Raw genomic sequence first — 12,903 nt, 5'->3', positions numbered from 1 at the left:
CGTGTAAGGAAGCGACTTGCGGAAAGATCAGCCGAGAACGCGGCCGACGGTGGCCAGCAGCTGCTCCGGATCGAACGGCTTGACCAGCCAGCCGGTGGCACCGGCCGCCTTGCCTTCCATTTTCTTTTCCGGATTGGACTCGGTGGTGAGCATGAGGATGGGCACGCCGCGGTAGTCCGGGCGGGTGCGGATCTCACGAACCATCGAGATACCGTCCATCACCGGCATGTTCACGTCGGCGAGGATCAGGTCGAACTTATGCACGGCGGCGGAATCGAGCGCCGCCTGGCCGTTGTCGGCCTCTTCGACGTCGTGACCGGCGCCACGCAGGGTGAAGGCGACCATGCTGCGCATGGAAGCCGAATCGTCTACCGCAAGAATCTTAGCCATCGAAGCACCTTCAGTTCACGCCGGCGTGGGCCGGCAGTTCAATCAGACTGTTGAGACCCAGCACGACCACGCCGCGCTGGAGGGGATCGCTGACGCCTGTCCAGGTGACGGTGCGTCCTGCCGCCCGCGCATCGCGGGAAAACGCGGCAAGCAACTGTAGCGCCGCCGTGTCGACCTGGGCCACCGCGCTACCGTCGATACCGACCGGACCGCCGCTGGCGAGCGCCGCCAACAGCGTATCGCGCAGCGCGGGGGCCGCGGCGATGCGCAGGTCGGCATCGAGTGCCAGCGCTGTGCTGGTGGCTTCTTTGGAGGATTTCTTGGCCATCGTCCGTACCATGGGGACCCCGTGGCGCAGATCGCCTGGGGTCGTTCGATGGGCTTATCGGCCCCACGGGGGAAAGCTTTAGGCGATGCGTCACCGGTTATGAAATCCACCGCCGACCATTGTGAAATTCACTCATCTTCACCAGTGAACATGATATTCATTGACAACGTTGTCATGGCGGAAAAAACTCGAACCGTATCGTCGCGCCGCATGACCTTTTTCGTCACGCCGCGATCGCCAGCAATCACGGGGTCAATGATGGGAACCTTCTCCAACCAGCCGGTCGTTACGGACATCGCGTCGGCACGGCGCCCGGTGCTCGCGGCGGATGTCGGCGGCACGCATGCGCGCGTCGCGCTGGTCTATCCCCAGGGGCCGGCACAGGCGGCCGTCCAGCTGCTTTGCCACCGCCGCTACGTCGGCGCCGAATGGCCCAGCCTGGCCGCCATCCTAAAGGATTTCCTGGCGACCCATGCGTACCTGGCCCCGCTGGGGGTGGAGCGCTGCGCCATCGCCATTGCCGGGTATGTGCTGAATGACCAGGTCGCCAACAGCAACCTGCCGTGGCCGGTGGCGCTGGGCGACATTCGCGCCGTGGCGGGCGACGCGCTGGAGGTGGTCAACGACTTCGAGGCGGTGGCCTTCGCCAGCCAGTTCATCGACCCTGCCGAGGCGATCGCCGTGCTCCCGGGCATCCCCGGTGGTACGCGCGGTCCCGTCGTGGTGATGGGACCGGGTACCGGGCTCGGCTCGGCCGTGCTGCTGCCGGGCGACGGGCAGGCCACGGTATTGCCCACGGAGGCGGGCCAGATCGCCTTCGCCCCCGGCGACGAGCGCGAGGCGGCCATCCTGCGCATCCTCTCCCGGACCCGGCCTTACGTATCGGTCGAGTCGCTGCTGTCGGGACCCGGCCTGCTGGCCACCTATCGCGCCCTCGCCGAACTGAACGGGCGGGACGCGTCGCTGGCCACCCCCGGCGAGGTGAGCGCGGCCGGCATGGCCGGCACCGATCCGACCGCCCATGCCGCGCTGGACGTCTTCTGCGCCGTGCTGGGCGGTTTCGTCGGCGACCTGGCCATGCTCTACGGCGCGCACGGTGGCGTATTCCTGGCCGGCGGCATCCTTCCCCAGATCAGCGACTTCGTCCTGGCCAGCCGGTTCCGCGAGCGCTTTTTCAACAAGGGCGTCATGCGACCTTTCCTGGAGCGCGTGCCGGTGTGGCTGGTGGAGCACGGTCACCTTGGCGTGCTGGGCGCGGCCACGATGCGCGCGGGCTCGCGGGTGGGCTCACGATGACCGTCGGCAGCAACGGCCGGAAGCCCGCGGCACGGCACCTTGGCCGCCGCCTGGCCTTGGCCGCCGCGCTGGCCTGCACCGGCGGCCTGGTGCACGCCGACGCGCTGCCGCTCATTCCCCTGCCCGCCGACATCCGGCAGACCGAAGGCTCGCTGGCCATCGACGCGCATACCGTCATTGCCTATGCGCCCGGCGATCGTGGCGCCGAAGCCGCCGCGGTCTACCTCGCCGCCGAACTGAAACGCAGCCGCGGCCTGTCGCTGACGCCCATCCCCACGCGACAGCCACCCCATGGCGCCATCGTGCTGCGCACCGATCCGGCCGCCCGCGTGACCCAGGCGGACGGCTACACCCTAGACATCACCGGCGACGGCGCCCGGATCGCCTCGCGCGGCGACGCGGGTCTTTTCTACGGTGCGGTCACCCTGTGGCAGCTGGCGAGCGCGGATGGCCGGCAGGGTGCGACGCAGCTCCCCGATGTCGCCGTCCGTGACTGGCCGCGCTTCGCGTGGCGCGGCCTGATGCTCGACGTGGCCCGGCATTTCCACGACGTGGCCACGGTCAAGCAGGTGCTCGACACCATGGCCGAGCACAAGCTCAACGTCTTCCACTGGCACCTCAGCGACGACCAGGGCTGGCGCATCCAGATCAAGCGTTACCCCCGCCTTACCGACGTGGGCGCCTGGCGGACGCCGCCGGGCGCGGGCACGTTCGGCGAGCCGGAACGCTACGGTGGCTTCTACACGCAGGAGCAGGTGCGCGACGTGGTGGCCTACGCCGCCGCCCGCCACATTACGGTGGTGCCGGAACTGGACATGCCCGGACACGCACAGGCCGCGGTGGCCGCCTACCCCGATCTGGTCGGTGTCACCGGCGAGCATCCCGCGGTTTCCGTGGACTGGGGCGTCAATCCCTATCTCTACAACGTGGACGACAAGAGCTTTACCTTCATCGAGAACGTGCTCGACGAGGTGATGGCGTTGTTCCCGTCTAAGTACATTCACCTAGGCGGCGACGAAGCGGTCAAGGACCAGTGGAAACAGTCGCCCGCCGTGCAGGCGAAGATGGCCTCGCTGGGCATCAAAGATGAAAACGCCCTGCAAAGCTGGTTCACCGACCGCCTGGGCGATTACCTCGCCAAACACGGCCGGCGCCTGATCGGCTGGGACGAAATCCTCGAAGGCGGCCTGCCGCGCACGGCATCGATCATGTCATGGCGCGGCGTCGAGGGTGCGGTGGCCGCGGCGAAGCAGGACCACGACGTGGTGCTCGCGCCCGCCGGCTGGATGTATTTCGACAACCTGCAGAGCGACCGCGCCGACGAGCCCAACGGCCGCCTGTCGGTGCTCGACCTCAAGCGCGTCTACGGCTTCGAACCGGTGGACGCGTCGCTGACGCCGGAACAGGCCCGGCATGTGCTGGGTACCGAGGCCACCCTCTGGAGCGAGTTCATTCCCTCTACTCGCCACATACAGCATGCACTGTTCCCGCGCCTGGATGCCATGGCGGAAATCGCCTGGTCGCCACGTGACGTGCGCAACTGGGACAGCTTCCTGCAGCGGCTGCCCGCGCAGGTGCGTCGCTATGCGGCACTGGACATCGACGCGTCGGATACCGCGTTCGCGCCGGGCATCCACCTCGACGAACCGGTGTCCGGCATCCTGCGCGCCGGCAAGGCCACGGTGCGGATCGACACCCAGACGACGTTCGGCACGATCCGCTACACGACGGACGGCAGCCTGCCCGATACTCAGGCCATGGACTATGCCGCGCCCTTCGACGTGACGCTGCCGACCACCGTGCGCGCCGCGACCTTCGCCCCGGACGGCACGCGGATGGCCGCGGTACGCAGCCGCGTGATAGACCGCGACACGCTGCTGACCCGACGCACCGGCGAGCTGACGAAGTGTGCCGATGGCAGCCTGGGCCTGCGGATGCCGTTGTTGCCCGACCTGGGCGCGATGGACACCGCGGTGTTCGACATTGACCTATTCCACGCCTGCTGGGCCTACCCGGCCGCGCCGCTGGACGGCATCACCGGCATCCGCGTGGACGTGGCCCGGCTGGCCCGCAATTACGGCCTGGCGCACGAGCTGTCCAAGGTCGTGTCCTACCCGGCGAAAACCGCCTACGGCGAGTTGGAAGTCCATCAGGACACCTGCACGGGCCCGCTGCTGGCCACCCTGCCCCTGCCACCGGGCAAAGCCCTGGGCGAGCGCTTCGTCCTGCAAGGCAAGCTGCCCGCGGTGCGTGGCGACCACGATCTGTGCCTGCGTAGCACCGCACCCATCACCGGCCCGCTTTACGGCCTGGGTTCGGTGAAACTGACCGGGCCGGCGCGATGAGCGGTCCTCACGCGACACGGCGTGTCGCAGCCGTCGCGGCGGGGTTGCTGCTGTGGGTGGGCCACGCATCGGCCGTCACCCCGGCGGCGGCACCCGAACAACGCGCCCGCGACCTGGTCTCGCGCATGAGCCTGGACGAGAAGGTAGCGCAGTTGCAGAGCGCGGCGCCGGCGATACCGCGGCTCGGCATTCCCGCCTACGAGTGGTGGAACGAAGGCCTGCACGGGGCGGCACGCGCGGGTTATGCCACGGTGTTTCCGCAGGCGATCGGCCTGGCCGCCAGCTGGAATCCCGACTTGCTGCAGCAGGTGGGCGAGGCGATAGCGCAGGAAGCGCGCGCACGCTTCGACGCCATCGGCGCGGGCCACGACCACGGCCGCTACGAAGGGCTGACCATCTGGTCGCCGAACATCAACATCTTCCGTGATCCGCGCTGGGGCCGTGGCCAGGAAACCTACGGCGAGGATCCCTACCTCACCGGCCGGCTGGCCGTGTCCTTCGTGCAGGGTATCCAGGGGCCCGACCCGGCGCATCCGCGCGCCATCGCTACGCCGAAGCACTTCGCCGTGCACAGCGGACCGGAAGCCGGTCGGCACGGCTTCGATATCGACGTGTCGCCGCACGATAAGGAAGCGACCTTCCTGCCGTCGTTCCGCGCCGCGATCACCGAAGGCCACGCGGGCTCGGTGATGTGTGGCTACAACGCGCTGCACGGCACGCCGGTGTGCGCGGATGCGGGGTTGCTCCAGGACACGCTGCGCACGAGCTGGGGCTTCACCGGCTTCGTCGTCTCCGACTGCGACGCGGTGGACGACATGACCAAGTTCCACTACTACCGCGCGGACAACGCCGGCTCGTCGGCGGCCGCCCTGCGCGCGGGCACCGACCTGGATTGCGGCTTCGCCTATGCGGAGCTTGGCGAGGCGGTGCGCCGCGGCGACGTGGACGTATCCGTGCTGGATACGGCCCTGGTCCGCCTGTTCGCGGCCCGCTACCGGCTCGGCGAACTCGGCGTGTCCGCATCGCCCCGTGCCCGGCCCGCCGAGTCGCCGGCGCATGCGGCGCTTGCGCTGGACGCGGCGGCGCAGTCGATGGTGCTGCTCAAGAACGACAACGGCGCGCTGCCCCTGCGCGGCACCCCGCGCATCGCGGTGATCGGACCCAACGCCGACACCGTGGAAACCCTGGAAGCGAACTACCACGCCACGTCGCGCGCACCGGTCACGCCGCTGCAGGGTCTGCGCACGCGGTTCGGCACCGAACGCATTCGTTATGCGCAGGGCTCGCCGGTGGCCGTGGGCGTGCCGGTGCCGGTACCGGAAACCGCACTGCGCACGCAGGCCGCACCCGGCGCCGCGACCGGCCTCAGCGGCAGCTATTTCGTCGGCACCGGTTTCCAGGGCAAGCCCAGCGCCACGCGCGTGGATCGCAGCATCGACTTCGACTGGGACCACGTGACCCCCGCGGGCCTGCCCAAGGGCACCTACGCGGTGCGCTGGACCGGCGCCCTGTTTCCACCCGGCCCCGGTGACTACACGCTGGCGGTGCATGTGGATCGCTGCTTCGACTGCGTCGGCCACGATCCGGTGCGCCTGTTCGTGGACGGCAAGCTCGTGGTGCAGGACGACGGTAGCGACACGGCCATGCAGGCCCGCCTGCACTTCGACGACACCCGACCGCACGACATCCGCCTGGAGTACGTGCACAGCGGCAACGACCAGGGCGTGCGGTTGCAGTGGCTGGCGCCCGCCGACGCGCAGCTGGCCGAGGTGGACCGTACGTTGAGCGACGCCGATGTCGCCGTGGCCTTCGTCGGCCTGTCGCCCGACGTGGAAGGCGAGGAACTGCGGATCGAGGTGCCGGGCTTCGCCGGCGGCGATCGTACCGACATCGGCCTGCCCGCCGCGCAACGCGCCCTGCTCATGCGTGCCGCGGCCAGCGGCAAGCCGCTGGTCGTGGTGCTGATGTCCGGCAGCGCGGTGGCGCTGGACGAGGCGAACGAGCGCGCCGCCGCCATCGTCGCCGCGTGGTACCCCGGCCAGAGCGGCGGCACCGCGGTGGCGCGCCTGCTGGCGGGCGACGACAACCCCGCCGGGCGCCTGCCGGTCACGTTCTACCGTTCCGTGCGCGACCTGCCTCCCTTCACCAGTTACCAGATGAAGGGGCGCACCTATCGCTACTTCGACGGCACGCCGCTGTACCCCTTCGGCCACGGGCTCAGCTACACGCGCTTCGCTTACGCCGAGGCACGCCTGTCGCAGCCGGCGCTGACGGCGGGCGATACCCTCACCGCCAGCGTGGACGTGCGCAACAGCGGCGAGCGCGACGGCGACGAAGTGGTCCAGGCGTACCTCGGTTTTCCCGAAGGCGACAAACTCGCGCCGCACCGCACGCTGGTCGGGCTGCAGCGCGTGCACCTGCGCGCCGGCGAAACGCGCCGGATCACCTTCGTCCTCGATCCCCGCCGGCTCAGCTCCGTGGATGCGGCTGGCCAGCGTGCCGTCGTCCCCGGCAGCTACCGACTCTTCCTCGGCGGCGGCCAGCCGGGCGATGCGCCGGGCCAGTCGCTGGAGTTCACCCTTCAGGGCCGGCAGGCGCTGCCGCGATGACGCGCCTCGTGCCGCGTCTCGCGTTACTGGTGGCCGGCCTGCTCGCGGTGCTGCCCGCGGCCTTCGCCAACCCGCCGCTGACCGTGTCCGGCGCGCATTTCATGCGTGACGGCAAGCCTTACCAGATCATCGCCGGCGACATCCACTTCCAGCGGGTGCCGCGGGCGTACTGGACCGACCGGCTGCGCAAGGCGCGGGCGATGGGCCTGAACACCATCACCACCTACGTGTTCTGGAACGCGGTGGAACCGACGCCCGGCCAGTTCGACTTCAGCGGCAACAACGATGTGGCGGCCTTCGTGAAAGCCGCGCAGGCCGAAGGTCTGAACGTCATCCTGCGCCCAGGGCCGTACGTGTGCGGCGAGTGGGATGCCGGTGGTTTCCCCGCCTGGCTGTTCGCCGAACCGGGCATGCGCGTGCGCACTCGCGATCCGCGTTTCCTCGCCGCCGCCGACCGCTACCTGCAACGCCTGGGCAAGGAACTGGCACCCCTGCTCGCGTCCCGCGGCGGCCCCATCGTCGCCACCGAGCTGGAAAACGAATACGGCTCTTACAGCGACGACAAGGCCTACCTCGGCCAGATCCGCGACATGCTCAAGCGGTCGGGCCTGGCGGACGACCTGCTGCTCACCTACGACGGCCCCGACCTGCTCGCCAACGGCACCCTGCCCGATGTGACGGCGGTGATCGACTTCGCGCCGGGCGAGGCGAAGAAAAGCTTCGAGACGCTGGCGCGCTTCCGGCCGGATGCACCGCGCATGGCCGGCGAATACTGGGCCGGCTGGTTCGATGCGTGGGGCGGCAAGCATGCCGACACCGATACGAAGCAACAGGCCGACGAACTGGCCTGGATGCTGTCTCGGGGCGACTCGGTCAACGTGTACATGGTGCATGGGGGCACCAGCTTCGGCTTCATGAACGGCGCCAATTTCCAGGGCAACCCCTCGGACCACTACACGCCGCAGACCACCAGCTACGACTACGACGCCGCGCTGGATGAAGCGGGACGCCCGACCCCGAAGTACCTGCGCTTTCGCGAGGTGATCGCGAAGGCGACCGGGCAGGCCCTACCCCCGGTGCCGGCGTCGCCGCCCCTGCGCAGCCTTCCCGCCTTCACCCTCGACGAATCCGCATCGCTGTGGGACAACCTGCCGGCGCCGCACGCGTCCGAGCAACCCCGGTCGATGGAAGCGTATGGCCAGTCCTACGGCTACATCCTCTACCGCACCACGGTGCATGGTTCGTTCCACGGCACGCTGTACCTGGGCGACGTGCGCGACTATGCAGCGATCTACCTCGATCGCGACGCGCGCGGCACGGTCGACCGACGACTGAAGCAGGTGTCCGTGCCGCTCGATGTCGGCAGCGGCGAGCACACGCTGGATATCCTCGTGGAAAACACCGGCCGCGTGAACTACGGGCCGCACCTGGACGACGGCCGCGCCGGCCTGGTCGATCCGGTGATGCTCGGCACCGATGTGTTGACCGGCTGGCAGGTGTATCCCCTGCCCATGGACACACTGCGCACGCTGCGCGGCTGGACGACCGCCCCGGTCGCGGGCCCGGCGTTCCACCGCGGCCACGTGGATATCGGGACGCCTGCCGACACGTTCCTGGACACACGGGCGTTCGGCAAGGGCGCCCTGTGGCTCAACGACGTAAACCTGGGCCGGATCTGGTCGATCGGACCCCAGCATGACCTTTACGCGCCCGGCCCCTGGTTCCACCGGGGCCGCAACGACGTGGTGGTGTTCGACCTGGACACGCGCGACAAACCCGTCGTAAGGGGTGTCGATCACCGGCTGTGGTCCGACCCCGCCAAACAACCCTGACTTTTTGCGCCTGTGCTGGAGTGCCTGCCCATGTCGACGTCCGTTCCGTTCCGCCGCCTGAAGACCTGCCTCGCGACGGCGCTGCTGGCGGCCCTGCCGGGCATCGCGCCGGCCGAGTCGTTCACCGACGTCAAGCCGTCGCCGCAGCAGGTGGCCTGGCAGGACCTGGAGTTCGGCGTCATCGTGCACTTCGGCACCAACACCTTCCTCGACCGCGAGTGGGGCGACGGCACCGCGTCGCCCAGCGTGTTCAACCCCGACAAGGTCGATCCCGACCAGTGGGCGCGCGCGGTCAAGGCGGCCGGCGTGCGCTACATGGTGCTGGTGGCGAAACACCATGACGGTTTCGCCCTGTGGCCCACCGACCAGACCGATTATTCGGTGAAGGCCAGCCCGTGGAAGGGCGGCAAGGGCGACCTGGTACGCATGGCGTCCGACGCGGCGAAGAAGAACGGCCTGGGCTTCGGCATCTATCTATCCCCCTGGGACCGACACGATCCGCGTTACGCCAACGCCGCCGCGTATGACAAGTACTACCTGTCCGAGCTGGAAGAACTGGTGCAGCACTACGGCCCGCTCACCGAGTGGTGGCTGGACGGCGCCGGCAGCGCGGGGCATGTCTACGACTTCGCCAAATACGTGGAAACGCTGCGGACCTACCAGACCAACGCGATGATCTTCGCCGATGTCGCCCTGTTCGACTACGGCGACATCCGCTGGGTCGGCAACGAGGACGGCGTGGTGCAGGGCGAAAACTGGAACGTCATCGACCGCCACGGACAGCTTCGCTGGCGGCCCCTGGAAGTGGACACGCCGCTGCACAAGGGCCACTGGTTCTACAGCTCCAGGCCGGACTTCGGCACGTCGCTGAAGACCGTGGACGAACTGATGGACAACTGGGAAAGCAGCGTCGGCCACGGCGGCCAGCTGATGCTGGGCGTGGCGCCGGACACCCATGGCCTGTTGCCCGAGGCCGACGTGCGCCGGCTGGCCGACTTCGGCAAGGCGCTCAAGGCACGCTACGGCGATGCGGCCAACCTGGTGGCCCAGCATGCGCCCACCGACGCCAACACCGCGGCGGCCCTGGACGGCGATCCGTCGACGTTCTGGTCCGCACCGAACGGGGCGGCCAACGCCACGCTGGAGGTGGACCTGGGTCGCGAGGTCACCTTCGACCGCGCCATGACGATGGAATGGCTGGACGGTGGCCAGAACGTGCACGGCTATGCGGTGCAGGTGTGGGACGGCAACGGCTGGAAAACCGTCGCCCAGGCCCAGGCGATCGGTCACATGAAGATAGATCGCTTCGCGCCGGTTACCGCACGGCGCGTCCGTCTGAACATCCTGTCCGCCGTGGGCACGGCGCGTATCCGCGAGTTCAAGCTGTTCGCGGTCAACGCACCGCGTTAGGCAGCTCGTCCCAGATCTTCGGGTCTTCCGACCCCAGCACCCAGGCGCAGAAGCCTTCCAGCCCGTATTGCTTGACTACGTCGTAGCGGTCGCGGAAGGCGCGGGCATCGGGCAGGAACACCCACTCGCGCATCTGGTCGCGGTAGAAGTAGAACCACGACTCGTGCTCCACCGGATCCCACTGCATGGTGACACCGAACTGCTTCGCCAGCGGGAACGATTCGTCGGCATCGATATAGGTGCCGGAGATGTTCGAGTTTTCCTTGCCGTCGGCGCCCACCGGGTTGCCGGTGAACCAACGGTAGCCGTACAGGCCGATGCCCAGCGACAGCTTGTCCTTGGGCACGATCTTGATCGCGTACTGCAGCTGCTCCATCACCCAGGGCATGCCCGCCACCGGGCCCGGCGTGGTCCAGCGCGTGTGCTGGTCGTAGGTCATCAGGCAGACCAGGTCGAGCACCTTTGACAGCTCCTTCAGATCGTACGCGCCGCGCCAGTATTCCCACATCCACTTGCCGAAGGCGCCCTGCCCCGCATACCCCGGTGCATTGGGGACCACGGCCATGCTCAGCTTCAGCCCGTTCTTGTGCAGCGCCTCGTAGGTCTGGCGCGTGATCAGGGTGAGCGCGTCGCGATCGGTCCAGGCGATATTCTCGAAGTCGAACTGGTAGCCGACGAAGCCGTGCAGCTTCGCCTGTTCGATCATGCTGGCGATCATCGCCTTCTTCGCGGTTTCGTTGGTGAGCAGCGCGTGGAACTTGGCGCGGTCGCCCGCAGCCGACACGATGGGCATCACCGGCAGCTTGTGTGCCTGGGCGATCTTCAACACGTAGTCGTCGGGACCACCGGAGACCAGGCCGTTTTCGTCCACGCCGTACCATGTGGGCACCAGCAGGTCGATCTTGTCCACGTGCGCCTCGAACGAGGCCACCGATTTCTGCGTGCCCATCAGGTAGAACAGCGCCACGGGCGCCTTGGCGAACGCGGCCAGCGGCAGCCAGAACAGGCCGGCGACGAAGAGGAATTTCCAGCGATTCATGGGGAGGCCTTGGGGGTGGTCGGCGTGGCCAGCGTGATGCGGTACACGTAGGCGTCGCTGCCGACGGGATGGGAGGGAACCCGCAGGTGAAGCCCGGTGCCGTCCTGGGTGAAGGGCACGTTGCTACCGTCCGCCAGCAACTCGACGTTCGACACGGCGTCGGTCGGCTTGATCGCGTGCACGGTGGCCTTACCGGCCGCCGGCCAGCCCAGCTCGATCGCGTAGAGCTTGCCGTTGCCGGTGGTGAAGCGGAAATCGTCCGCGGTGAACGGCTTGGTCTTGGTGTCCTGGAACGTGCCGCCGATGACCTCGGTGGGGCCTTCGCCGTACACCCGCCACGGCTTGCTGCCGTAGATGGCCTCGCCGTTGACCTTCAGCCACGCACCGATGCCGCGCAACGTATCCTGCGCGCCCTGCGGGATCGTGCCGTCCGCGCGCGGACCGATGTTGAGCATCAGGTTGCCGTTCTTGGAGACCACGTCCGCCAGCAGGTGGATGATGACCGTGGGCGACTTGTAGGTGTCGTGGTCGATGTAACCCCACGAGGCCTCGCTGACCGACGTGTCGGTCTGCCAGTGCGTGGCGTGGATGCCGGTGAGCTGCCCGCGCTCGATATCCAGCGTGCCGGCGCCCTCGGGGAAGTCGCCCAGCTTGTAGTTGACCACCACGCCGTCGCGTTTCGCGCCCTGGTTGTAGTAGTACGACAACAGGGTGGGCAGCGTGTTGCGGAAGGTCGGGTGACCGATCCACCAGTCGAAGTAGATGATGTCCGGATGGTAATCGTCGATCAGCTCCGCCGTGCGGGCCAGCCAGTCGTCCAGCCAGGCCTGCGAGACGAAGGTCCAGTCGTCGGCCAGGTTCTGGTCGTCCTTGCTGAGGTGGTCCACCGCCGGCCCGTAGAGCCCGGCGTTGGCCGGATCGTTCACGTCGGAAGCGAAGTGGCGACCGCCGTCGAAGAACCAGTCGTGCTCGGCCCGGTGGGACGACACGCCGAAGCGCATGCCCTGCGCACGGATCGCTTTGGCCAGCAGGCCGATGACGTCGCGTTTCGGGCCCTTCTGCACCGCCGTCCACTCGGACAGCTTCGAGTCGTACATGGCGAAGCCGTCGTGGTGCTCGGCCACGGGCACCACGTAGCGCGCCCCCGCCTCACGGAACAGCGCCGCCCAGGCGTCCGGATCGAACCGCTCCGCCTTGAACATCGGCACGAAATCCTTGTAGCCGAAACGCGACTGCGGGCCATAGGTGGCCACGTGGTGCGCGAATTCCTTGGTGCCCTGCTGGTACATGTTGCGCGAATACCACTCGCTGCCGAAGGCCGGCACCGAGTAGACGCCCCAATGGATGAAGATGCCGAACTTGGCGTCGTCGTACCAGGCGGGCGAGCGGTAGCCCTTCAACGAAGCCCAGTCGGGCCGGAACGGACCCTTGGCGACGTCGGCACCGACATGATCGAGGATGGCCTTGCGCGCCGGGGCGAACCGGGCGGTGGCCTGCTGCCAGCGCAGGTCCTGGACCTGCGGCGACACGGTGCCGGCGGTGGGCGCCGTCGCTTCGCCCGCATGGGCGGCACCGAACGCCAGCGCCGCCGCGATGAGGGGGACCAGGGATCGTCGCACCATCGAAAGAACTCCTCGTTCCGTAAAAAAACCCG

At 68.3% G+C, this 12,903-nt stretch carries 9 protein-coding genes; 5 read left to right on the top strand and 4 right to left on the bottom strand.

The annotated features are described in order from the left end of the window. Window positions 1-27 precede the first annotated feature (27 nt). Together FA89_RS10130 and FA89_RS10125 are read right to left on the bottom strand one after the other, a co-directional pair. The gene (locus FA89_RS10130; protein WP_036140506.1) at window positions 28-390 is read right to left on the bottom strand and encodes a response regulator; all 363 of its coding nucleotides are present in this window, start codon (window positions 388-390) and stop codon (window positions 28-30) included. A gap of 10 nt (window positions 391-400) precedes the next feature. Beyond that, complete coding sequence (locus FA89_RS10125; protein WP_036140505.1) at window positions 401-718, bottom strand: STAS domain-containing protein; 318 nt, start codon at window positions 716-718, stop codon at window positions 401-403. 258 nt (window positions 719-976) lie between these two features. Between FA89_RS10125 and FA89_RS10120 the strand changes: the two genes are divergently transcribed. The 5 genes from FA89_RS10120 to FA89_RS10100 are packed head-to-tail and all read left to right on the top strand — an operon-like array spanning window position 977 to window position 10,210. Beyond that, complete coding sequence (locus FA89_RS10120; protein ID WP_051938667.1) at window positions 977-2,014, top strand: glucokinase; 1,038 nt, start codon at window positions 977-979, stop codon at window positions 2,012-2,014. Further along, window positions 2,011-4,359: a beta-N-acetylhexosaminidase gene (locus tag FA89_RS10115; RefSeq protein WP_051938666.1), complete on the top strand. Its 2,349-nt coding sequence runs from the start codon at window positions 2,011-2,013 to the stop codon at window positions 4,357-4,359. Before FA89_RS10120 ends, FA89_RS10115 begins: the two co-directional genes overlap by 4 nt. Next, window positions 4,356-6,968: a glycoside hydrolase family 3 protein gene (locus tag FA89_RS10110; protein WP_036140503.1), complete on the top strand. Its 2,613-nt coding sequence runs from the start codon at window positions 4,356-4,358 to the stop codon at window positions 6,966-6,968. The genes FA89_RS10115 and FA89_RS10110 overlap by 4 nt, the downstream gene beginning before the upstream one ends. Then, entirely contained in the window at window positions 6,965-8,800 is a 1,836-nt protein-coding gene (locus tag FA89_RS10105; RefSeq protein ID WP_081916435.1) for a glycoside hydrolase family 35 protein, read from the top strand. The genes FA89_RS10110 and FA89_RS10105 overlap by 4 nt, the downstream gene beginning before the upstream one ends. 30 nt (window positions 8,801-8,830) lie before the next feature. Beyond that, the gene (locus FA89_RS10100; RefSeq protein WP_036140502.1) at window positions 8,831-10,210 is read left to right on the top strand and encodes an alpha-L-fucosidase; all 1,380 of its coding nucleotides are present in this window, start codon (window positions 8,831-8,833) and stop codon (window positions 10,208-10,210) included. Here the strand turns inward: FA89_RS10100 and FA89_RS10095 are convergent. Then, window positions 10,194-11,249 (bottom strand): glycosyl hydrolase family 18 protein, encoded by a 1,056-nt coding sequence (locus tag FA89_RS10095; protein ID WP_036140500.1) that lies wholly within the window; start codon window positions 11,247-11,249, stop codon window positions 10,194-10,196. The genes FA89_RS10100 and FA89_RS10095 overlap by 17 nt on opposite strands. Next, window positions 11,246-12,871, bottom strand: coding sequence for an alpha-L-fucosidase (locus tag FA89_RS10090; protein WP_081916433.1), 1,626 nt, complete (start codon window positions 12,869-12,871; stop codon window positions 11,246-11,248). The genes FA89_RS10095 and FA89_RS10090 overlap by 4 nt, the downstream gene beginning before the upstream one ends. Between the last annotated feature and the right edge of the window lie 32 nt (window positions 12,872-12,903).

Source organism: Luteibacter sp. 9135, from assembly GCF_000745005.1.
In the GTDB taxonomy this organism is placed as follows: Bacteria; Pseudomonadota; Gammaproteobacteria; order Xanthomonadales; family Rhodanobacteraceae; genus Luteibacter.
This window is presented reverse-complemented; position numbering and strand designations above follow the sequence as displayed.